Origin of the sequence: Azospirillum formosense (assembly GCF_013340925.1) — a bacterium.
GTDB classification, from domain to species: Bacteria; Pseudomonadota; Alphaproteobacteria; order Azospirillales; family Azospirillaceae; genus Azospirillum; species Azospirillum formosense.
Window position 1 is genome coordinate 1 of the sequence record NZ_WHOR01000025.1, and the last position, 22,289, is coordinate 22,289.

Annotated in this window: 22 protein-coding genes and 1 pseudogene; 12 read left to right on the top strand and 11 right to left on the bottom strand. The window is 67.1% G+C overall.

Annotated elements, in window-relative coordinates; genetic code table 11:
• The 3 genes from GBZ26_RS05585 to GBZ26_RS05595 form a co-directional block, all read left to right on the top strand.
• Window positions 1-1,448: iron ABC transporter permease (locus tag GBZ26_RS05585; protein ID WP_174437984.1), on the top strand; the 1,448-nt coding region annotated here is incomplete at its 5' end.
• Window positions 1,449-1,491: 43 nt separating this feature from the next.
• A complete protein-coding gene (locus tag GBZ26_RS05590) occupies window positions 1,492-3,168 on the top strand; it encodes an ABC transporter ATP-binding protein (protein WP_174437985.1) in 1,677 nt (558 codons plus the stop codon).
• Between the two features lie 95 nt (window positions 3,169-3,263).
• Window positions 3,264-3,767 (top strand): DUF5872 domain-containing protein, encoded by a 504-nt coding sequence (locus GBZ26_RS05595; protein WP_174437986.1) that lies wholly within the window; start codon window positions 3,264-3,266, stop codon window positions 3,765-3,767.
• 49 nt (window positions 3,768-3,816) lie between these two features.
• Here the strand turns inward: GBZ26_RS05595 and GBZ26_RS05600 are convergent, their stop codons facing one another.
• Window positions 3,817-4,038, bottom strand: coding sequence for a hypothetical protein (locus GBZ26_RS05600; RefSeq protein WP_014197850.1), 222 nt, complete (start codon window positions 4,036-4,038; stop codon window positions 3,817-3,819).
• A gap of 684 nt (window positions 4,039-4,722) precedes the next feature.
• Between GBZ26_RS05600 and GBZ26_RS05605 the strand changes: the two genes are divergently transcribed.
• The 8 genes and pseudogenes from GBZ26_RS05605 to GBZ26_RS05640 form a co-directional block, all read left to right on the top strand.
• Complete coding sequence (locus GBZ26_RS05605) at window positions 4,723-5,388, top strand: amino acid ABC transporter permease (protein ID WP_174437987.1); 666 nt, start codon at window positions 4,723-4,725, stop codon at window positions 5,386-5,388.
• Window positions 5,389-5,424: 36 nt separating this feature from the next.
• The gene (locus tag GBZ26_RS05610) at window positions 5,425-6,180 is read left to right on the top strand and encodes an amino acid ABC transporter ATP-binding protein (RefSeq protein ID WP_174437988.1); all 756 of its coding nucleotides are present in this window, start codon (window positions 5,425-5,427) and stop codon (window positions 6,178-6,180) included.
• 11 nt (window positions 6,181-6,191) lie between these two features.
• Complete coding sequence (locus GBZ26_RS05615; RefSeq protein WP_174437989.1) at window positions 6,192-7,031, top strand: substrate-binding periplasmic protein; 840 nt, start codon at window positions 6,192-6,194, stop codon at window positions 7,029-7,031.
• A gap of 90 nt (window positions 7,032-7,121) precedes the next feature.
• The gene (locus GBZ26_RS05620; protein ID WP_174437990.1) at window positions 7,122-8,192 is read left to right on the top strand and encodes an arginase family protein; all 1,071 of its coding nucleotides are present in this window, start codon (window positions 7,122-7,124) and stop codon (window positions 8,190-8,192) included.
• 118 nt (window positions 8,193-8,310) lie between these two features.
• Complete coding sequence (locus tag GBZ26_RS05625) at window positions 8,311-9,504, top strand: hydantoinase/carbamoylase family amidase (protein WP_174437991.1); 1,194 nt, start codon at window positions 8,311-8,313, stop codon at window positions 9,502-9,504.
• Window positions 9,505-9,639: 135 nt separating this feature from the next.
• The gene (locus tag GBZ26_RS05630; protein ID WP_281427563.1) at window positions 9,640-10,215 is read left to right on the top strand and encodes a helix-turn-helix domain-containing protein; all 576 of its coding nucleotides are present in this window, start codon (window positions 9,640-9,642) and stop codon (window positions 10,213-10,215) included.
• A gap of 128 nt (window positions 10,216-10,343) precedes the next feature.
• Window positions 10,344-10,673, top strand: a complete 330-nt coding sequence (locus GBZ26_RS05635; RefSeq protein ID WP_174437992.1) for a transposase — start codon at window positions 10,344-10,346, stop codon at window positions 10,671-10,673.
• A 119-nt stretch (window positions 10,674-10,792) separates the two neighbouring features.
• Window positions 10,793-11,287: pseudogene (locus tag GBZ26_RS05640) on the top strand (IS3 family transposase); the annotation flags it as partial.
• A gap of 51 nt (window positions 11,288-11,338) precedes the next feature.
• On the opposite strand, the gene GBZ26_RS05645 reads toward GBZ26_RS05640, so the two are convergent.
• The 8 genes from GBZ26_RS05645 to GBZ26_RS05680 form a co-directional block, all read right to left on the bottom strand.
• Window positions 11,339-12,448, bottom strand: coding sequence for a LacI family DNA-binding transcriptional regulator (locus tag GBZ26_RS05645; RefSeq protein WP_174437993.1), 1,110 nt, complete (start codon window positions 12,446-12,448; stop codon window positions 11,339-11,341).
• A gap of 44 nt (window positions 12,449-12,492) precedes the next feature.
• Window positions 12,493-13,527, bottom strand: coding sequence for a M14 family metallopeptidase (locus GBZ26_RS05650; protein ID WP_174437994.1), 1,035 nt, complete (start codon window positions 13,525-13,527; stop codon window positions 12,493-12,495).
• A 120-nt stretch (window positions 13,528-13,647) separates the two neighbouring features.
• Window positions 13,648-13,992 (bottom strand): RidA family protein, encoded by a 345-nt coding sequence (locus GBZ26_RS05655; RefSeq protein ID WP_145704490.1) that lies wholly within the window; start codon window positions 13,990-13,992, stop codon window positions 13,648-13,650.
• Between the two features lie 35 nt (window positions 13,993-14,027).
• The gene (locus GBZ26_RS05660) at window positions 14,028-14,831 is read right to left on the bottom strand and encodes a transporter substrate-binding domain-containing protein (protein WP_174437995.1); all 804 of its coding nucleotides are present in this window, start codon (window positions 14,829-14,831) and stop codon (window positions 14,028-14,030) included.
• 81 nt (window positions 14,832-14,912) lie between these two features.
• Window positions 14,913-15,641: an amino acid ABC transporter ATP-binding protein gene (locus tag GBZ26_RS05665; protein ID WP_119509256.1), complete on the bottom strand. Its 729-nt coding sequence runs from the start codon at window positions 15,639-15,641 to the stop codon at window positions 14,913-14,915.
• Complete coding sequence (locus GBZ26_RS05670) at window positions 15,628-16,278, bottom strand: amino acid ABC transporter permease (RefSeq protein WP_014198859.1); 651 nt, start codon at window positions 16,276-16,278, stop codon at window positions 15,628-15,630. The genes GBZ26_RS05665 and GBZ26_RS05670 overlap by 14 nt, the downstream gene beginning before the upstream one ends.
• Window positions 16,279-16,292: 14 nt before the next feature.
• Entirely contained in the window at window positions 16,293-16,961 is a 669-nt protein-coding gene (locus GBZ26_RS05675; RefSeq protein ID WP_174437996.1) for an amino acid ABC transporter permease, read from the bottom strand.
• Window positions 16,962-16,982: 21 nt separating this feature from the next.
• A complete protein-coding gene (locus tag GBZ26_RS05680) occupies window positions 16,983-18,269 on the bottom strand; it encodes an alanine racemase (protein ID WP_174437997.1) in 1,287 nt (428 codons plus the stop codon).
• Window positions 18,270-18,647: 378 nt separating this feature from the next.
• Here GBZ26_RS05680 and GBZ26_RS29900 point away from each other — a divergent pair, with 378 nt between their 5' ends.
• On the top strand, window positions 18,648-18,866 hold the full coding sequence (locus GBZ26_RS29900) for a hypothetical protein (RefSeq protein ID WP_211104596.1): 219 nt from the start codon (window positions 18,648-18,650) through the stop codon (window positions 18,864-18,866).
• Window positions 18,867-19,484: 618 nt separating this feature from the next.
• Here the strand turns inward: GBZ26_RS29900 and GBZ26_RS05690 are convergent.
• Both GBZ26_RS05690 and GBZ26_RS05695 read right to left on the bottom strand, forming a co-directional pair.
• On the bottom strand, window positions 19,485-20,864 hold the full coding sequence (locus GBZ26_RS05690; RefSeq protein WP_211104597.1) for an MFS transporter: 1,380 nt from the start codon (window positions 20,862-20,864) through the stop codon (window positions 19,485-19,487).
• A gap of 19 nt (window positions 20,865-20,883) precedes the next feature.
• Window positions 20,884-22,278 (bottom strand): aspartate ammonia-lyase, encoded by a 1,395-nt coding sequence (locus tag GBZ26_RS05695; protein ID WP_174437998.1) that lies wholly within the window; start codon window positions 22,276-22,278, stop codon window positions 20,884-20,886.
• Between the last annotated feature and the right edge of the window lie 11 nt (window positions 22,279-22,289).

The following is a 22,289-nucleotide window of genomic DNA, read 5'->3' on the forward strand; positions in this document are numbered from 1 at the left end:
GCATCAGCAGGAACGCGGCGCCGACGCTGAGCATCGCCGTCCGCCTGCTGATCAGCGTCGGCGCCGCGTTCCTGCTGATGCGCCCGCTGGCCATCCTCGGGCTGGACGACGCCAGCGCCCGCAGCCTCGGCGTCGCCCTCAACGCCACGCGCTTCGGCGTCATCGGGGTCGCGGTCTGGCTGGCGGCCAGCGTGACGGCGGAGGTCGGGGTGATCGGCTTCGTCGGTCTGGCCGCCCCGGCGCTGGCGCATCTCAGCGGCGCGCGGACCCAGGGCCAGAGGATGGTCGCCGCCCCCCTGATCGGCGCGCTCCTGCTCTGGCTGACCGACGGGCTGGTGCAGCTTCTGGCCGGGGTGGACGGGGAGCGGGTGCCGACCGGAGCGGCGACGGCGCTGCTCGGCGGCCCGCTGCTGCTCTGGCTGCTGCCGCGCCTGCGCATGTTCGAATGGCCGTCGCTGAACAGCCGTCCCGCGCCGTCGCGCCGCAGCCCGCACCCTTACCGGCTGATCGTCCTGTTCGCCGTCCTCGGCGCCGTTGCCGTGGGTCTCGCGCTCACGGTCGGCTACGGGCCGGGCGGCTGGACGCTGTCCACCGGCCCGCTGCTCGACACGCTGCTGGGCTGGCGCGGCCCCCGCGTGGCGGTCGCCGCGGCGGCGGGGGCGATGCTGGCCGCCGCCGGCATGCTGTTGCAGCGGGTGACCGCCAACCCGCTGGCCAGCCCGGAAATCCTCGGCGTTGGCACCGGGGCGGGGGTCGGGCTGACCGCCGCGCTGTTCCTCGTCGTGGCACCGGGCTTCGGCGTGCAGCTTGCCGCGTCGGCGGCGGGTGCCGTGCTGACTCTGGCCGCCATGCTGGCCCTGTCGCTGCGCGCCGGCTTCGGTCCGGAGCGGCTTCTGCTGGCCGGGATCGCCATGAGCGCCCTGTGCAGCGCCGTCCTGACCGCGGTCATCGCCACCGGCACGCCGCAGGCCTTCACGCTGCTGCGCTGGCTGAGCGGATCGACCAACGAGGCCGGGCCGGGCGACGCCTGGTTCTGCATCGGGGCGGCGGTGCTTCTGCTGGCAACCCTGCCGCTGACCGCCAAGTGGCTGGAGATCCTGCCGCTGGGCGACGTGACGGCGCGGGCCATCGGGTTGCCGGTGCGGCGCTGCCGCGTCCTGCTGGTGCTGCTGGCCGGGCTGCTGACCGCGTCGGCGGCGCTGTTCGTCGGGCCGCTGAGCTTCATCGGGCTGATCGCCCCGCATCTCGCCCGGCTGGCCGGGCTGGGCCGCCCGCTTCAGCAGGGGATCGGGGCCGTCCTGATCGGCGCCGGGCTGATGGTGGTGTCGGACTGGCTGGCCCGCACCGCCGCCTTCCCCTATCAATTGCCCCTTGGTCTTTTTGCCGCGCTGCTCGCCGGCCCCTATCTGGTCTGGCTGCTCGGCCGGTCCAACGCCCGCACTCCGTAATCCATTTCGTTCACCCCTCAGCCGTTCCGCAATGAGAAGAGCCATGCTTCGCCGCTTCCTCTCCTACTACCGCCCCTTCACCGGCCTGCTGGTCCTCGACATCGTCTGCGCCGTCCTGTCGGGCCTGCTGGAGCTGGGGTTCCCGATGGCCGTGCGCGCCTTCGTCGACCAGCTCCTGCCGACCCAGGACTGGCCGCTGATCGTCGCCGCCACCGTGGCGCTGCTGGCGATCTACATGGCGAACGGCGGGCTGATGGCCATCGTGACCTACTGGGGCCACATGCTCGGCGTGAACATCGAGACGGAGATGCGCCGCAAGAGCTTCGACCATCTGCAGAAGCTCTCCTTCAGCTTCTACGACAACAACAAGACCGGCCATCTCGTCGGGCGGGTCACCCGCGACCTGGACGAGATCGGCGAGGTGGCGCACCACGGTCCGGAGGACCTGCTGATCGCGGTCATGACCTTCGTCGGCGCCTTCATCCTGATGGCGGTGGTGCATCTTCCGCTGGCGCTGATCACCGCGGCCATCGTACCGGTGATCGCCTTCGTGACCAGCCGCTACGGCGGGCGGATGACGAAGAACTGGCAGTCGCTCTATTCCCGCGTCGGCGACTTCAACGTCCGCATCGAGGAGAATGTCGGCGGCATGCGCGTGGTCCAGGCCTTCACCAACGAGGACCACGAGCGCAAGCTGTTCGCCGAGGACAACGACCGCTACCGCACCACCAAGCTCGCCGCCTACAAGATCATGGCGGCCTCGATGACGCTCAGCTACATGAGCATGCGGCTGATCCTGATCGTCGTCATGCTGACCGGCGCCCATTTCGTGCTGGTGGGCGAGCTGACCCAGGGCGGGTTCTTCGCCTTCCTGCTGCTGGTGAACACCTTCTTCCGCCCGATCGAGAAGATCAACGCGGTCATCGAGACCTACCCCCGCGGCATCGCCGGCTTCCGCCGCTACACCCAGCTGCTCGACACCCAGCCGGACATCGCCGACGCGCCCGGCGCCGTCGCGGCCCCGGCGCTGAAGGGCGACATCCGCTACGAGGGCGTGTCCTTCGGCTACGACCCGGCGCGCCCGGTGCTGAAGGGCATCGACCTGTCGATCCGGGCCGGCTCCACCGTCGCCTTCGTCGGGCCGTCGGGTGCCGGCAAGACGACGATCTGCTCGCTGCTGCCGCGCTTCTACGAGGTCATGGCGGGGCGCATCACCATCGACGGGCTCGACATCCGCGCCATGACGCTGGCCTCGCTGCGCCGGCAGATCGGCATCGTCCAGCAGGACGTCTTCCTGTTCGGCGGCACGATCCGCGAGAACATCGCCTACGGCCGTCTCGGCGCCGGCGACGCGGAGATCATGGAGGCGGCGCGGCGGGCCCATCTCGATGGGCTGATCGCCTCGCTGCCGGAGGGGCTGGACACCGTCATCGGGGAGCGCGGCGTGAAGCTGTCCGGCGGGCAGAAGCAGCGCCTGACCATCGCCCGCATGTTCCTGAAGAACCCGCCGATCCTGATCCTCGACGAGGCGACCTCGGCGCTCGACACCCAGACCGAGCGGGAGATCCAGAAGTCGCTGATGGAGCTGGCGGAGGGCCGGACCACCCTGGTCATCGCCCACCGCTTGGCGACCATCCGCAACGCCGACGAGGTTTATGTCGTTGGCACCGAGGGCGGCCTTCAGCGCATCACCCACGAGGAGCTGGCGGCGCGCGGCTGATCGCGCCGCGTCCCGGGTTCCGGAAACGGTCCTCGGCGCGGCACCATTGCCCCTTCGCCCTGTTTGTGGACGTGAGTCACAGGCAGGAGGGCGACATGGCATCGCGCGCCGAGCGCACCGACCCCCGTTTGTGGGAGGCGGTGAAGGCAAGCGTCTTGAAGGGCGGCAAGGGCGGCGAGCCCGGCCAGTGGTCCGCCCGCAAGGCTCAGATGGCCGTTCAGGAATACAAGCGGTGCGGCGGCGGCTACGCGGGGCCCAAGAGCGCGGACAACAGCCTGAGCCGGTGGACCGACGAGGAGTGGGGCACGGGCTCCGGCAAGCCGAGCGGGGAAACGGGGGAACGCTATCTCCCCCGGCAGGCCCGCGAGCACCTGTCCAAAGCGGACTACCGGCGCACCAGCGACAAGAAGCGCGCCGACAGGAAGAAGGGCAGGCAGTTCTCAACGCAGCCGGACGACGTTGCCCGCAAGACGGCGCCGTTCCGGCACCATGCCGACGAGAACGCGACCCGCACGGCCCTCTACGAGAAGGCAAAGCAGCGGAACCTGCCCGGCCGGTCCCGCATGAGCAAGGAGGAGCTGCAAAAGGCGCTCTCCTGACCCGTTACGCGATCGGCGCTCTCCCGGCTTGGAGAGGACCGCGCACGGGTTACTCGCGCATCAGCGTCGGCAGGTCCATGGCGACGCGGCCGATGTCCTCGCGGCGCAGGTCACGCGCGGCCAGCTCGGCTCTGCTCAAGGCCGACAGCTCACGATAGACGGTGTAGGCGGCGGATGTCTCGAACCAGGCGCTCACGAACTCACGAACGCCCTTGACGATGCCCGACAGAAGACCGTCGTGATCGGTGTGCGAAGCGGTGGTGTAGGCCATGGTGCATCTCCCTCATGTCTGATGGAGACGACTGTACACTGGCATACCAAATACCAGATGCGCTGAGTGCGCAACGCAGCGAAGCAGCAAAATTACAGCTAGTTCAAGCATTTGCGTGGCGAATTGTTCGCCTAACCGGCTGTGCGCTTATCACACATCGCGCCGCTTCCGACCGGCTCACTCCGCACATGGCAGGGGCGACGCCGTCAGCATCCTGGCGTGTCCGGGCGGGGTGGCGTTGGACGGAATCCAATCGACAGCTGTCACCGCCTGGTGATTCAAGAGTGTCTGATGACGGACAACGCAAAGTTGTTTCCGTTGGGTTCAGAAGCAAGTCCTGGTCGAGAAATCTGAAGAAGGCGAGGGCGGACTGGTGGAGGCCAGGGAGCTTTGCGTTTGAGTCCTTGCGGTCGCGCTCCACCGTCGCGCCTGACTTCCGCCTCGTCGAAACCCTGCCGCTGGGCACCAGCTCGCTCGTCCCAGCGCCGGGAAGGGCGTGACAGCGGGTATGGTCGTAGCGGCCTCGGCCTCTTTCACAATCCCTGATTGTATATTGAAAAGTTAGAAACCAATGCATCGCGCATCGCGAAACCCCATTGACAGTGCCAAACCAATCAAGCATTTTGAATGCCATTCAAAATTAGGTCAGGCAGCAAAGCCAGGCCATGAACAGGGGCATCGGCAATGGGGTACGAATGGCAGTTTGCCATAATACTTGAGTATTGGCCGATTTTCGCACGCGGCGCCATTACGACTCTTCAGATAACGTTACTGTCTTCTGCCATCGGTTTATTCATCGGCCTCCTGGTTGGTGTAAGCCGCGAGTCATCCGGTGTCTTTATAAGATCCGTTACATCCGTCTATGTCGAGATGATTCGCGCGACTCCGGCGCTCGTGCAGATTGTCTGGCTCTACTACTGCTTCCCGATCATCTTCGGCTACCAGCTCAGCGCGATGACCTCAATCATCATCGCCCTCGGCATCCATTCCGGAGCCTATGTGTCGGAGATCGTGCGGGCCGGCATCAACGCGGTGGACACCGGCCAGTTTCTCGCCGCCAAGTCCATCGGCATGAATCACTTCACGGCGCTTCGCCGCATCATCCTGCCCCAGGCCGGGCAGAAGATGATCCCACCACTGATCAACGAATTCGCCAATCTGATGAAGCTGACGACGCTCGGCTCGATGATCGCGGTCTACGAACTTCTTCAGGAATCGAACAATCTCATCGCCACGACATACCGTCCTCTTGAGGTCTACACCTTCCTGGCGATCTTCTTCTTTATCATCACCTACCCATGGATCTGGTTGTCGCAGCGCCTGGAACGGCGCCTGAAGATGCGGGCCTGACCGATCCTCGCACGATCCTCCGGTGGAGTTCCCCCTATGCTGCGCATCACCAACCTCGGGAAGAGCTACGGCAGCGCGCGCGTCTTGAGCGGCATCGATCTCGACGTGCAGCCCCACGATGTCGTGGCGATCATCGGACCCAGCGGCTCCGGCAAGAGCACGCTTTTGAAATGCATCAACTTTCTGGAACGCTACGACGAAGGCGAGGTCCGCTTCGGCGAAGAACTGGTCGGCTACGTCGAGGCCAACGGCCAGCGGCGGCTTGCCACCGAGCGCCAGACCAACCGGCTGCGCGCCGAAATGGGCATGGTCTTCCAGAACTTCAACCTGTTCCCCCACATGACGACACTCCAGAACGTCATCGAGGGGCCGATCCAGGTCAAGGGCGTCGCGCGCGACGAGGCGGTCCGCCACGCCGAGCAGCTTCTCGCCAAGGTCGGGCTGGCCGACAAGCGCGACGTTCGTCCGACCAAGCTGTCGGGCGGGCAGCAGCAGCGCGCCGCGATCGCCCGCGCCCTGGCGATGCGCCCACGCCTGATGCTGTTCGACGAGCCGACCTCGGCGCTCGATCCCGAACTGGTCGGCGAGGTGCTGACCACCATGCGCGAACTCGCCGCCGAGGGCATGACCATGGTGATCGTCACCCACGAAATGAGCTTCGCGCGCGACGTCGCGAGCCGGGTCGTCTTCATGGAAGGCGGCCGAATCGTCGAAGAGGGACCACCAGGCAAGATTTTCACCAACCCGGACAACGCGAGGACCCGCGCGTTCCTTGCCCGCGTCCTGCATTGAAGAGGCTGAACATGTCCGCATTCCGCACGCTGATCTCGTCGCTGGTGGTTGGCGCCCTGGTGACCTTCGGCGCCGTCAAGGCCCAGGCCGCCGGCGAGGTCGAGAAGATTGTCCGGCAGGGCGAGTTGAAGATCGGCTACATCCCTTCCCCACCCGGAACCGCCAAGGATCCCAAGACGGGCGAGCTGACCGGCTTCTATGTGGACGCGGCGCGTGCCATCGCCGAGCAGATGGGCGTCCGCCCGGTCTTCATCGAGACGACCTGGGCGAACTTCGTCGCCGGGCTGCAGGCCGGCCAGTTCGACATGTCCATCGGCGCGACCTTCGCCACTGTGAAGCGGGCCACCGTCGTCGATTTCACCAAGCCGATCTTCTATCTCGGCAGCGTTGCCGTGGTGAAGAACGACGAGGCGCGCTTTGCCTCTCTGGCCGACATGAACAAGCCGGACGTGCGGATCGCCGTGGTCCAGGGCACGGCCGCCGAGGACTTCGTGCGCCGCACCATCCCCAACGCCAAGATGACCTCGCTGGCCGGCGGCAACCTGACCGCAGGCTTCATGGAAGTGGCGGCCGGCCGCGCCGACGCCAGCTTCGAGGATCTGTTCACCGCCACCCGCTTCACCGAACAGCAGCCGGGCGTGAAGATGCTGTTCAACGACCGGCCGGTGAACTTCCTGCCGATCGCCTGGACCGTCCGCAAGGGCAACAGCGAACTGCAGTCGGTCCTCAACGTCGGGCTCGACAACCTGCTGACCTCCGGCCAGTGGGACATGATCGCAGCCAAGTACATCACCGGCGGCCGCTACGTGAACGAGCCCGCCCTGCGTGAATTCCCCAAGCAGGCTCCCTGATCATCGGCCCAATCCACTGATCCGATCCCCAGCGGCCGCGGTCACCCGCCGCGGTCGCCCGAAGAACCCCCGAAGAGGACATTTCCGTCCATGCCGCAGTACCCGAGCTGGCAGGATACCCTGGCCGGCAAAACCTGGCGCACGACCCACTTTCCCCGCATCAAGGCGGACATGCCGACCTTCCTCGGCGTCCCCTACGCCATCCGGGACGAGGATCTGGCCGGCGCCGACGCCGTCATCATCGGCGCGCCCTTCGCCGCCGGCTGGGGAACCAAGTACAGCGGCGTCGACAAGGCCGAATGGCTGGCCGCCACCGTCCGGGTCCGCCAGCAGTCGATCCGCTACCGCGGCGGCTACGTGCAGGACTTCGACCTCGACATCTTCGAGCATCTGAAGGTCGTCGATTACGGCGACGTCGACATCCCCATCGAGGCCAGCTACGAGGGCACGGTCGAGCGCATCCTGGAGGCCCAGGAGGGCGTCGAGCGCAAGGTCAAGGCGGCGCTGGCCGCCGGCGCCGTGCCGATCGTCATCGGACAGAACTCGCCTTGCGCCTCCTACGCGATCGGCCGGCCGGTGGCCGAGCATGTGAAGGGGCCGGTCGGCATGATCAGCCTCGACACCCATTGGGACTGCTGGCCCTACGACTGGGCCACGATGAACGACTACGTCGCCGGCTCGACCAACTGGAAGGACAAGCTGTTCCGCGACTGCCCCAGCTACGCCATCCGCAATCTGGTCGAGATCGGCGAGCGCGGCATGCTGGAGAATCCGGACATCGTCCGCCACTACCTCCGCAACGGCGCCTGCTTCATGCCGATGTGGAAGATCCGGACGGAGCTCGGCATCCAGGGCGTCGTCGACAACCTGCGCCACGCCTATGACGGCACCGCCGGCGTCTACGCCCATTTCGACATGGACGTGCTGGGCGGCGCCGGACCGACCGAGGGCGACGTCTTGGGCGAACTGGCCGAGCCGATCGGCATGACCGACTATGAGGCGATCCGCATCGCGCACGAGGTCGGCAAGCGCGGCTGCGACGGGCTGTCCTTCCTGTGTATCCCGCCGGGTTCGGCGATCATGTACCGGGTCATCGTCTACGCGGTGACCTACTTCCTGGCGGGCCTCGCCATGCGCAAGGCCGGCCAGACCGGGACCTGACGAGTCTGGCGGCGGGGAGCGGCGCCCGCTCCCCGTCCTCTTCTCCACCGTTTCCCTTCCTACGAACTTTGCGAAGCGCCCCGTCCGTCGGCGGCGGAGGCGCTGGGATTTCCGATCGATGCTCAACGTCAATGGCGACGCCGTTCTGACGACCCTGCGGACCCTGGCGGGATTCGGCACGGTGGGGTCCGGCGTCTGCCGGCCCGCCCTCTCTCCGGCGGACCTGGCGGCCCGCCGCTGGCTGGCCGGCGAAATGGAAAAGATCGGTCTCAGGGCGACCATCGACGCGGTGGGCAACCTGTATGGCGCGGCCCCCGGCGCCGGCCGGTCGGTGCTGATCGGTTCCCATTCCGACAGCGTGCCGACCGGGGGCTGGCTGGACGGCACGCTCGGCCTCGCCTACGGGCTGGAGATCGCCCGTGCCTGGATGGAGGCTCGCCCCGGCGCGCCGGTCGGCATCGACCTGATCGACTTTTCCGACGAGGAGGGCCGGTTCCTGAGCTGCCTGGGCAGCCGCTCCTTCTGCGGCGACCTGCCCGGCCTGCCGGTCGGATTCGCCGAGGACGCGGCCACCGCCGGTCTGGACGCCGTCCCGCCGATCCGTCTCGACCCGCAACGGCACCGCGCCTTCTTCGAGGCCCACATCGAGCAGGGGCCGCGGCTGGAGGCCGCCGGTCTCCCCATCGGCGTGGTCACCGGGATCTTCGGCATGCGCCGTTACGCCGTGCGGTTCGATGGCCGCGCCGACCATGCCGGCACCACCCCCATCGCGCTGCGCCGCGACGCCGCCCGCCTGCTTTACCGCTTCGCCGACGCCTGCCATCACCGCTTCCGCCAGTCTGGTTCGACGGACAGCGTGTGGAACCTGGGCAAGGTGTCGCTCCAGCCCGGTGCCGTGAACGTCGTTGTCGAGCGGGGGGAGCTTCTGCTCGAATTCCGCGACCTCGACCCGGTGGCGCTGGACAGCCTGAGCGCCGCGCTGGCGATGCTGGTCGACGAGTTCGACGGCCAGGAAGGGGTGCGGGTTTCGCTGGAGGAGGCCGGGCGTCTGGCGCCGGTGTCGCTGGACGCCACACTTCAGGGGTTGGTTGCCGACGCCGCCAACGCCCGCGGCGCCGGGTCGATGCCATTGCCGAGCGGGGCGATCCACGACGCGATGGTGCTGGCGCGGAGCGTCCCCACGGCCATGCTGTTCGTGCCGAGCATCGGCGGCCGGAGCCACACGCCGGTGGAGGACACGCGGGCGGAAGACATCGTTCTGGGCGCCCATGTGCTCGCACAGGCCGTTTCCGCCTGCGCCGAGAGCCTGTGAACGGACCCTCCCGGCACCGCATCGTTGTGGCGGAGGTTGGTCCGGGACGATAGGATGGCGGCCTTCGGAGACTGCACCGGTGCACTTCGGCACGGTTTTCGGGAAAAAGGGCGCGGAGCGTGAAAGTCAGGGATGATGCAGGACGAACTTCTGTCCGAAAATTTTGGCAGACGGCTCCATGAGCTGCGCGTGGCGCGCAAGATGACCCTGTCCAGCTTGGCGAAAAGCTGCGACTGCTCGGTGGCGCTGCTGTCGAAGATCGAGAAGGGCAAGGCCCGGCCATCGCTCAACACGCTGCACAGGATCGCCACGGCGCTCGACACCAACATCGGAAACCTGCTGCCGACCGAGCGGGCCCAACCGGCGATCATTGTTCGGAATGGGGATCGTCCCATTCTGTCCGACGGTTTGCTGCGCGGGCGGGACGGTGTGCAGCTCGAAGCCCTGTCCGTGCTCGCCCCGGGCAGTTCCTTTCAGGTGAACATCCATCATGTGGCCGTCGGGGGACGTTCCGATGGCTGCATCACCCATCCGGGCGAAGAATTCGTCTATGTGCTGTCGGGTGAGATCGACCTGATCCTGGGCGACGAAACCACCCGGATGAGCGCGGGGGATGCCGCTTTCTTCGCGTCCGAGATTCCCCACGGCTACGCCAATCCGGGGACCGTTCCGGCCGCGGTCCTGTGGCTCAACTCTCCGCCCACCTTCTAGGGCAAGGCGGGGAACTGCCTGCTCCTTCATCATCCCATTTGGTTCCTGGCGATAGGGTGTGGTTCCACGTCGGGCAGACGGTGCGCGGTGATCTGTCCCCAGGGTGGTGGACGCCTCTCTTGGATTGCATGATCCGCCAGGAGGTGTTGGATGGGACAGGGCAATCGGCGGTTCTTCACGCCGGAGGTCAAGGCACAAGCTGTCAAGCTGGTCATCGAGGGGAGCGCCCGATCAGCCAGATTGCCGGCGATCTCGGGATCGGAGAGAGCCTGCTGCGCCGCTGGCGCCGCGAGTATGAAGAGCAGACCACTCTGGCGCCGAGCGGCTTGACCACCGCGACAAACAAGAACTCCTTGGAAGGGGAGGTCCGGCGTTCGCGACGTGAGAATGAGCGTCTGCGTCAGGAGCGCGAGATCTTAAAAAAGGCGGTAGCGACTTTCTCGGAGGGGCCGAAGTGAGGTATCGCTTGATCGAGAACCATCGGTCCCAGTTCCGCGTTCGCTGGATGTGTGCGGCCTTGGGTGTTTCGCCAAGCGGCTGCTATGCTTGGTGAGGCTGATCGGAGAGTAAGCGGGCGCAGATCGACCGGGCTCTGCTTGGCCACATCCGCGCCATTCATACTTCCAGCCGGCAAACCGATGGACACCGGCGCGTACAAGCCGCGTTGCGAGCCGATGGCCGTGCCGTCGGGCGGCACCGGGCCGCCCGGCTCATGCGCGCCCACGGCCTGCGCCCAAAGACGCGGCGGACGTTCCGCGCCACCACGGCTTCCAAGCACAGCCATCCCGTGGCCGCCAACCTGCTGGACCGGCAATTCACGGTGGCGGCACCCAACCGAGTGTGGACCGCGGACACCACCGACATTCCTACGGCTGAGGGGTGGCTTTACCTGGCCATTGTGTTGGACCTCTTCTCACGCCGGATCGTCGGCTGGGCGATGGACGCCACGATGAGCCAGCAGTCGACGTCGCGGGCGCTGACCATGGCCATTCAGCGCCAGCGTCCCGGTCCTGGACTGGTGCATCACTCCGACCGCGGCTGTCAGTTCGCTGCCGCCAATCAGGCAGCCTGACCCAACTCGGGCGTCCTCCAACCTGGGGACAGATCATCCTCGACCGGCCCGTCAGCTGCTTCCGCGGCCGGTCAGCGTCAGCTCGACGGCGTGGGTCGGTTCCGGCGGCATCTCGCCGCGCATCCTCTGCAGGATCATCAATCCGGCTTGGCGGCCGAGGTCGCGGCTGTCGATCCCGATGGTGGTCAGGCCGGGCGGCAGCTCTTCGGCGATGTCGTTGTGGCCGAAGCCGAGGATGGCGATGTCGTCGGGCAGGCGCATGCCCAGCCGGCGCGCTTCCAGCAGCGCGCCGGTCGCCAGCAGGTCGTTGGCGCAGAACACCGCCTCGACCTCCGCGTTGCGCGACAGGAGGTCGCCGAGCGCGCGGCGGCCGTCGACCATGCTGCTGACCCCGTCGACGGACAACTCGGCGACGATGTCGAGGCCGGCGGCGCGGGCACCCTCGCGGAAGCCGGTGAGCCGGAGGGCGCCGCGGCCGCTGCGGCGACCGATGAATCCGACGCGACGGTAGCCGCGCTCGGCGAAATGCTCGGCCGCAAGGCGGCCGCTGTCGATGTTCGAGAAGCCGACCAGCATGTCGATCGGGTCGCGGGGATAGGCCCAGGTTTCCATGATCGGGATTCCCAGCGCCCGCAGAGCCCGCCGGTTCTCCTCGATCTCGATGACGCCGGTGAACATGACCGCCGCCGGACGCATCTCGCGCAGCGACTGGATCATCGTCGTCTCCTTGGCGTAGGAGTAGGAGGTCTGCCCGATCATCAGCTGGTAGCCCTGCGGCTCCAGGACCTCGCCGCAGCCCTGCACGGCGAGACAGAACTGCTGGCTCTGCAGGTTCGAGAGGAAGGCGGCGACGATGTTCGACTGGCCGGACCTCAGCGCGCGGGCATGGGGGTTGGTGGCGTAACCGGTGCGCTCCACGATCTCCAGGATCTTGCGGCGCTTGACCTCGGCCACCTTTTCCGGATGGCGCAGGGCGCGCGAGACGGTGATCGGCGAGACTCCGGCAAGCCGGGCGATCTCGACGATGCGCGGCGGCGCCGCCCCGTCGCGGCCCCCTTCCTCGACCAGCCCCCCGTTGCTGGATGGCAACGGCTCCGCTGCCCGGAGGCGGAGGACGTCGTCGATGGTCGGCGGCCGCTTTGCCGCACCGGTGTCACTCATGCCGCCCGTCTCCCGTCTGTTGGTCCGCGGTTGTCAATCCGCGGTCAGGCCGCGCGCGCCAGGATGCCCGCCTCCTCGACCGGACGCGCCACCTGGATCAGGCAGTCGCCGGCCTCGCTGTCGCTGTGCAGGCGCCGCGAGATGACGATGCCCGCCTCCTGGAAGCGCAGTTCCTCCTCCGGCTGATCGAGGCGCGTCAGGTCGTGGAACCAGCCGGCGAGGTCGCCGGCATCGACCCGCGCCCCGACGTCGACCGCCGGCTCGAACCAGCCGCGCCGCAGCGCGTAGATCGCCTGCCGGTGGCTGTCAAGCTGAAGCAACTGCATGGGCGCCGGAGCCGGCCCGGACGCCGCGAGGACCGGCGCGTCGGTCAAGCCGACGGCGATCAGCAGGTTGTCGATGGCGCGGGCGGTGTAGGCCATGGTCTCCGGCGTCACCGTGCCGCCGCCGCCGAACTCGCCGCTGATGCCGATGACACCGGCCCGCGCCGCCGCCGCCATCGAGGTCGGCGCCGTGGCGCCGTTCTCCGCCACGAAGCCGTAGGGCATGCCCAGCGCCTGCATCAGCTCCAGGGCGCGGCCCAACCGGTCGGGCGTGCCCTGCCGCTCAATCAGGGCGCAAGGCAGGTGGGCCATCGAGGTGCCGCCGGAATGCAGGTCGAACACCACGTCGTGGCGCGGAAACAGCTCATGCTCGAGGAAATGCGCCAGCCGGAAGGTCGGGGAACCGGCGGGGTCGCCGGGAAAGGCGCGGTTGAGGTTGCCCTCGTCCAGCGGCGAGCGGCGCCGCGCCGCCATCACGGCCGGCGCGTTGGTGGCCGGCAGGATCGTCACCTCGCCGCGGATGCGCGCGGGATCGAGACGGCGGAACAGGCGGCCCAGCAGCAATTCGCCTTCGTACTCGTCGCCATGGTTGCCCGCCATCAGCAGCACGCGCGGACCAGCCCCGTTGCGCACGCGGCAGACCGGGACCTTCACCTGATAATAGGGGGAGCGGTCCACAGAGAACGGGATGCTGAGGAAATCCAGCGACTTGCCGTCGGCGGCGAAATCGAGCGCGTGGTAGAGGCCAGTGTGCATTCCAAAAACCTTGTGGCCAAAAACCTTGTGGCGGAGGGGCGCCTCAACAGCGTTTGCCAGGGCAGTGTTTGCCATGGCAGCGGCTGCCCGGCGCCCCCTCCGGTTCGCCTAAGAGGCCCTTCAGAGGGCGGCCAGCGCCGTCATCTCGACACGCAGGTCCGGGTCGGCCAGCCGCGCCTCGGTGCAGGCGCGGGCCGGCGGGTTGGCGGGGTCGATCCAGGCGTCGTAGACCTCGTTCATGGCGTCGAAGTCGGTGATGTGCGGCAGGAAGACGTTGACGGCGACCAGCTTGGACTTGTCGGTGCCGGCCTCCTCCAGCAGGGCGTCGATCTTCGCCAGCACGTCCCGGGTCTGCTCCCCGATCGAACCCTTGCGGTTGTTGGCGACCTGGCCCGCGATGTGGACCATGCCCTGGCAGACGACGGCCTGGCTCATGCGCGAGCCGACCTGGAACCTCGTGATCATCGAATGAAACCTCTTTTGCGATGCCGAACGGCGGATTACATCTGCGGAAGCGTCTGCTTTTCCTTGAACCACTTCATCTGAAGGGCGCTCAGCTTGCCGTTCAGGCGGTTGTAGAACAGGAAGGTGTTGATCCAGTTGACCATGTCCTGCTCGCCGTGGCGGACAGCCACATGGGCCGGCGACTGGCGGATCAGGAACTTAAGCTCGACATCCTTGCCGGGATTGTCCTCCGAGACCTTCAGCGCGATGGCGCTGTTCTCGGCGAAGGCTTCGACCTGGCCGGCCAGATAGGCGGCGATGGCGCCGGGGGTGTCCTCGAAACGGACCAGCTTGGCGCCGGGGGCGTTGTCGGTCAGCCAGATGTCGAGCGTCGAGCCCTTGGCGACGCCGATGCTGCGGCCCTTCAGCTCGGCCGGATCGGTGGCGGTGGCCATCCCCTTCAGCCCGTAGACGCCGAGATTGACCGCGGCATAGGGCTGGGAGAAGGTCACCTGCTGGGCGCGCTCCGGCGTCGCGCCGGCGGCGGCGATCAGCACATCCACCTTGTTGGCGAGCAGGCTGGGGATGCGGTTGGCGCCGGTCACTTGGACCAGATCCAGCTTCACGCCCATGTCGGCGGCCATCAGCTTGGCAAGGTCGATGTCGAGGCCGGCGGCCTCGCCCTTGGCGTCCTTGAAGCCCCAGGGGGCGGCGTCCATCAGCACGCCGACGCGCAGCTTGCCGGCCGACAGCACGTTCTGCAGGGCATCCGCCTTCGCGGCGGACGGCAGGGCGGCGGAGGACAGGGCGACGGTGGCGCAGACCGCCACGGCGGCGGCAAGGGTCCGGAAGAGTCTCACGACATTGCTCCTCTGTTCTGGTCGGTGTCCGGCCCTCAAGGGGTCGGTGAAGGGGGGCGGTGAAGGGGGACCGGTGATGGCTCAGCGCGCGGAGGCGATGAAGCTCCGCAGCTCGGGGGTGCGGGGATTGGCGAAGAGCTCCGCCGGCGGCCCCTCCTCCCAGACGCGGCCCTGGTGCATGAAGACGATCTTGGAGGCGACGTTGCGGGCGAAGCCCATCTCGTGGGTGACCAGGACCATCGTCATGCCCTGCCGCGCCATGTCCTCCATCACCTTCAGAACCTCGCCGACCAGCTCCGGGTCGAGGGCCGAGGTCACCTCGTCGAACAGCATCAGCTGCGGCCCCATGGCGAGGCAGCGGGCGATGGCGACGCGCTGCTGCTGCCCGCCCGAGAGCTGGGCCGGATAGGCGTCGATCTTGTCGGCCAGCCCGACGCGGGCCAGCACGTCGAGCGCCAGCGCCCGGCCCTCCGCCTTGGCGATCCGCTTGTTGAGGATCGGGGCCAGCGTGATGTTGCGTTCCACCGTCAGGTGCGGGAACAGGTTGAAGGCCTGGAAGACGATGCCGACGCGCTGGCGGAAGCCGCGCAGGTTCGGCATGTCGGTGCGCACCGACTGGCCCTCCACCGTGATCTCGCCGCCGTCGATGCGCTCCAGCGCGTTGATGCAGCGCAGCAGGGTCGATTTGCCGGAGCCCGACTTGCCGATGATGGTGACGATCTCGCCCTCGTCGATGCTGAGCGAAACCCCCTTGAGCACCTCGATGGAACCGTAGCTCTTGGTAACGTTCTTGATGTCAACGAGCGCCATTGAGACGGGCCTCCAGGGAACGCGCCCACAGGGTGAGCGGCAGGCAGGCGGCGAAGTAGATCGCCGCGACGATCGAGTAGACCAGCAGGGGCTGGAAGGTGGCGGCGCTGACCAGCTGGCCGGCGCGGGCGAGTTCGACGAAGCCGACGATGGAGGCCAGCGACGTGCCCTTGATCAGCTGGACGAGGAAGCCGACGGTCGGCGGCAGCGCCATGCGGAAGGCCTGCGGCGCGATGACGTAGCGGAACTGGTGCCAGGTCGACAGGCCGAGGCAGGCGGCGGCCTCCCACTGCTCGTGCTTCACCGCTTCGATGCCGCCGCGCCAGATCTCGCCCAGGAAGGAGGCGGTGTAGACGGTCATGGCGATGCCGACGGCGACCAGCGGCGGCATCTCCACCCCGAGGAAGACCGGCATGCCGAAGTAGAAGAACATCAGCAGGCCGAGCAGCGGGACGCCCTGGACGAGCTGGAGGAAGGCGGTGGCGGTCCAGCGCAGCGCGCGGCGGGCGCTGGTCCGCATCAGGGCGAGCCCCAGCGCCAGCGGAGCGCCGAAGGCGAGCGCGATGAGGACGAGGACGCCCGTCCATTGCAGCGCGCTGAGCAGCGACAGGAAGTCGGCGAGGGAAAAGGAACGCATGGCCGGTGTCTCCGTCAGCGCCGCACCGGCCAGCGGAAGGCGAGATGCCCCACCGCGGCGAACAGCAGTTTGAAGATCATCACCAGGGCGAAGTAGATGCCGCAGATCACGGCATAGACCTCGAAGCTGCGGTAGGTGCGTGTCTCGATGAAGCCGCCGGTGTGGAACAGCTCCTCCGCCGAGATCTGCGAGGCCAGCGAGGTGCCGAGCAGCAGCAGGACGAACTGGCTGGTGAAGGCGGGGTAGACGCTGCGCAGGGCCGGCGGCAGCACGACGTGGCGGAACACCTGCCAGCGGGTGAGACCCAGGCACTGCCCGGCCTCGACCTGGCTGCCGGGAATGGCGTCGAGACCGGCGCGGACGATCTCGGTGCAGTAGGCGCCGAAATAGAGGCCGAGCGCGATCGCCGCCGCCTCGAAGGCGCCCATCCGCAAGCCGAAGCCCGGCAGCACGAAGAAGACCACGAACAGCTGGATCAGCGACGGCGTGTTGCGGATCAGCTCGACGTAGCCGCGGATCGCCCAGCGCACCGGGCGCGGCCCGCTGCGCACCGCCGCCGCCCCGGCGACGCCGATGGCGGTGCCGATCACCGCGGCGACCAGGGTCAGCAGCAGCGTGTGCAGCGTGCCGTCGATCAGCTGGTCCTGGTAGCGCAGGAGTTGCTGGAAATTCAATGTCTGCATGGCGTGTCGGGCCGCCTTGGATCAGCCGAAGAAGGTGCGGTAGGCGCTGCGGACCCGTCCGTCGGCGCCGAGGCCGAACAGCACGCGCCAGCGGTCGATGCAGGTGCAGGGGTGCGAGATCCCGAATTCGACAATGTCGCCAACCGCGAGATCATGGCGGGCCGGCACGGCGACGAAGGCGTGCTGGTCGTTCAGCCGGGTCACCCGCAAGCCCTCTGCGGAGAGCGCGGTGCCGTCGCGGTGGACCCGCAGGGGCCGGGGCAGGCCCTGGTCGAAGGAGGCGTCGCGCATGCCGAAGCCGCAGATGGCCAGTTCCGGTTCCGGCCGGGTCAGCACCTCCGCCCACAGGCGCAGGGCCGGGCGGAAATCGGCCGCCGTGGCGCCGCCGCAGGCGAACCCTTGCCGGGCGTCGAGCGCGCCGAGCGCGCGTTCGTAGACGCCGTGGTCGTGGAAGAAGATGGCGCCGCTGCGCAGCACCAGCGTGGCGTTGCCATCGGCTTCGGCGACCGGCGCCAAGCCGGCGACCACCATGTCGAAGAAGGCGGACCCGCCCGCGGTGAGCAGCAACGGCCGCTCCGGCGCCAGCGCGCGCACCAGCGCGAAGGCCTCCGCCGTGCGCCGCATCAGGGCGGCGATGTTGGCGGCGGTCTCGGCCGGATCGGCGGTGGCGACCGCCCCTTCGTAAGTAGCGATGCCGTCGAGGACCAGCAGGCCGGGATGGCGGACGACCGCGGCGAGGATCGCGTCCACCGCCGCCCGGTCGCGGGCGCCGGCGCGGCCGGCGCCGACCTCGACCAGGACGGGCAGCCGCCGCCCGGCGGCACGCGCCGCGGCGGCGAGCGTCTCGACGGCGGCGGGGGAATCGGCGAAGGCGCGCAGGTCGGCGGCGGGATGGGCGGCGAGCAGCGCGCCCAGCCGCTCGCCGCTGGCCCGGCCACCGATCTCGTTGGCGAGGATCAGCCGGGTCACGCCGGCGCGCAGCAGAACGGCGGCCTGCTGCAGGTTGGCGACGGTGGCGCCCCAGGCGCCGGCCTCCACCAGGGCGGAGGCGATCTGCGGGGCCATCGGCGTCTTGGCATGGGGAGCCAGCGCCACGCCGTGACGGCGCGCATAGGCGAAGATCAGGTCACGGTTGGCGGCGAAGGCGTCCTCGTCGAGCGTCAGCACCGGAAGCGCCATGTCGCCCGCGGCCGGCCTCCAGCCCTGGGCGCCGACATCACGCAGCCGCAGCGGCGCCGCTCCGGGCGGCACCCCCCGGATGCTGTCGTCTAAAGGGCTGTCGAGCAGGGCATCGAGAAACAGGCTCATGGGGCAATCCTGACCAGCCAGAGGAGGGCAAGGCGGTGAACGCTGATGACAACGTTGTCATACCGCCGTTTTGCCTAAATGACAACGTTGTCATAACGGCTCGGTGAAATTTTAATCTTCCACGAGCGGTGACTGGGCTGACGCCACGACCTTGTTGCATCGCGACGGCCGGTTGCTCGACTCGAGGCGTGGCGGTAGAAGGCCAGCCCATCGCTGCCGTCTCGGCTTGATCATGCCGTTCAACGCCAACGCATCCCGCCGCCAACGCATCCCGAAGCAGCGGCATTGGGTTTGCAGCTGGCCGGAGTCCGATGCGGGGCTTCGGGCACGCGGCAGCCTGACGCTCTGGTTCACGGCCGAGGCCGGCGCGCCAAGATCGTGCGATTGCCGGTTGTGCTGGCCGCCTCGGCCGGAGCCATCGACCTTCTGGTCGACAGCATGGGCGTCAAGCTGTGCGGGCCGGGCGAGTGGCTGGTCGAAAAGCACGGAACCCAGCGCCGACGCGCCTGGAAGAAGCTGCGCGTCGGCGGGGATGTGGCCAGCGGGCGGATCATGGCGGCGACCCTGACCGACCACGACGTCGATGACGGATCATAGGTCGGTCCTCTGCTGGACCAGATTGACGGGCCTCTTGCCGCGTTCATGGGCGACGGCGCCTGCAACCAGACCGGCGTGGCCGCAGCCGTGGCGGAGCACACGCCGGACGCCGCGGTGATTGTGCCGCCCGCTCCACGGCGGTGCCGAGTGCGACCGCTGAAACCAATCCAACACAGCGCGATCAGCACCTGCGGTCCATTGCCGAGCACGGACGCATGGCGTGGCAGAATGCCTCCCCCGGTACAATGTCCGCGCGCTGGTCGAGGCATTCTTCAGTCGCTGGACACGCGTCATTGGCGACGGTTTGCGTTTCCGCACTGAGGATCGGCGGAACGCCGAAATCGCCACCGCGGTCCGGATCCTGAACCGCATGCTCGACCTCGGACGCCCGGGCTCCGTCCGCGTCACGTAGCCAGGACGCCGGGAAAGGGCTTCACGCGACCGGATTTGCCTCGCTGCAAGAAAGTTGCGCCACCTCATATTTCAAACAAGACCGCACGCATCAGAGCCTCCAACGAACCCGGTGCGGTTCAACCGCGCTGCCGGGACCAGCCTCACGCAACGCGCTTGCCGAAGTTCAGGCAGGGCCCGCCCGGTGACGAGCAAGCCCCTGCGCGGTCATGCCGTTTCGTTCTGAGCGCACTGGACAGACCGCGAATCCCGGCGATCGTCTTCTGCTTCGCCGATGGAGTCGAGGTGGACATGGCCGGTTTCGGGCGCCCATGCTTGACAGACGACACCTCCGAAGACCATCACCACGACGCAGGCGACAAGGGCGGTTCCCACGCCATAGGTCTGCACGACCAAGGGCAGCAGGAACGTGCTAAGCGCCGAACCGAACCTGCTCGCCGCGACCGCCAGCCCGACACCAGTTGCACGCAAATGCGTGGGAAACAGCTCAGGCGGGTACATGAACTCAAGATTGGCCGCGGCCGACAGGGTCAGAGCGAACAGAGCAAAGACGATGATGACGCCCGTCGATCCCAGGACATTGACTGATAGCAGCAGCAAAAGTCCGGCACCAATATAGAAGGTCGAGATTAAGAAGAACCGGCGCGACAGCCTGTCGATCACTACCATCCCGATGATGGCGCCGAGCATCAAAAACGTGTTGTAGACAAGGCTGCCGCTGTACTTGTCGGTAACATGAAGGGCCTCCATGATCTTGGGCAGGAATGTCCCCAAGGCGAAATAGGGGATAACTTGACACACGTAGAAGATGCCGCCTACCGCCGTGCGCCGACGCCATTTTGGGGAGAACAACGCGGCCCATTCTCCGCCTCGCTTCCGAACCTCCGTCGCGACCTTTGGCAGCGCAACATCGGGACCAAGCTTCTTCAAAATGATTTGCCGCGCTTCCTCGACCCGTCCTCGTTTGATCAGCCAAAGAGGCGATTCCGGGATGCTCATTCGAAAGAGGAAGATGCACAGGGCGGGAGCGGAACTGATAGCCAGCATGTAGCGCCACGCGTCCGGCCCGGTGTCGCGGATCAGGAAGCCGGCGACATAGGCGACGGTATAGCCGGCCGCCCAGGCGATCGCCATGAGGCTAAGCAGCCTGCCTCGAAACCGGATCGGCGACAGTTCGGTCACCAGCGACTTGCTGACGACGTAATCGGCGCCCAGAACGAACCCCAGCATCAGGCGCAGAGCCAGCAGATGCCACGGTTCAGTGGCAAAGAACTGCGCCCCGGAAATGGCTGCGGCGAAGAGCATGTCGTAGGCGAAGATGGTCCGGCGCCCGATCCGATCGGCCACGATCCCCGTGATGAGACTGCCGACGAACAGACCGGCCAGAGCGGCGGCTCCCAGAAGCCCCATCTGCAGGGCGGACAGTTGCAAGGGGCCCGCGGCGATGGCGACGGCGATGCCGATGATGCCCAGTTCAAACCCATCGGCGAACTGTCCTCCACAGCCGCTGAAGCCGATATGGAGGTGGAACCGGCGGAATGTCACTTCCTCGAAGGGCACGGATTTCTCAGTCGTTGCCATGGTCATGTTTCCTCCCCTTCCTTGCTTATTCGCCGGTCAGGGCGGTGGCGGCGCTGTGCAGGATCGGCTTCACTTCATCGTCAGTGAGGAGCCCCATTTCGAGCGCCACCTCGAGAAAGGCGCGCTGTTCGGCAAGCGCGGTGCGGACGATCTCCGACACTTGCGCGTAGCCAAGGGTTGGTACCAGCGCCGTTGCCAAGGCGCTGGATGACAGAAGATGCTGATGAGACGGCGTCTCGTTGCCGATCAAGTCCCGCACGCAGCGATCAAGGAAGATGATTGCCGACCGAGTGAGGAGATTGATGCTGTCAAGGAGGCGGTCACAGACCAGAAGCTCATAATGGTTGATTTCGAGAAGACCCTGCTGGCAGGCCAAGGCGATCGCGGCATCATTCCCGGTGACGGCAAACGCGACTTGGCAGACCGCCATCGGGATCACCGGATTCACCTTTCCCGGCATGATCGAGGAGCCGGCTTGGACCGACGGCAAAGTGATCTCGCCGATGCCGCCTGCCGGCCCTGAGGACAGGATGATCAGGTCGTTGGCGATCTTCCAAAGCGAATTGGCGGAATTGCGCAATTCGGCGGACAGGCGGGCGCAGACATCCATGTTCTGCATGCCGTCGAATGGATTGCCTGCCGGGTTCACATCGGCGCCGGTCAAAGCGCGAAGATGCTGGAAGACGGCGGCCTTGTACCCTTGCCGCGCGCCAAAGCCCGTACCGATGGCGGTGCCGCCCAGCGGTACCGTCAGGAACTGCTGGCGCAGCATGTCCAGCTGATCGGCATGGCGAGCGATGACTGCTGCGTAGCCGCCGAACGCTTGGCCCAACGTCATCGGCTGCGCATCCTGCAGGCAGGTCCGGCCGAGCCGCAGCAGCGTCGCATACTCGCGTTCCTTTTGGCGGAATGCCCCAGCGAGTTGCCGCAGCGCCTCCGGTGTTTGCGCCAAGGCCCGGAAAACGGCGAGCTTCATGGCTGTCGGAACGACGTCGTTCGTGGACTGCCCAAGATTGACGTGGTCGTTGGGGTGGACAGCCGTATGATCGCCTGCCGACCGTCCGGAATGCCTGGCAGCAATATTGGCGACGACCTCGTTGACGTTCATGTTGGTCGACGTTCCGCCGGAACCTTCGAGCATGTCGACGACAAGATGATCATCGTGCTTGCCGGCTTTGATTTCCTCACAAGCTGCGAATATCGCCTCCGCCTGCTCCTGGGTCAGCGCGCCGATTTCAGAATTGGCGCGTGCCGCCGCCTGCTTCACCGTGGCGATTGCATGAATGAAATCGGGGTGCGAGGCGATGGAACGTCCGGACAGAGGAAAATTTCCAAGTGCTCTAAGCGTATTGATGCCATAGAGCGCCTCCTCTGGCAGATCCATTATTCCAATGCCGTCTTTCTCGGCGCGCATTCTCATGGTGCCGCGCT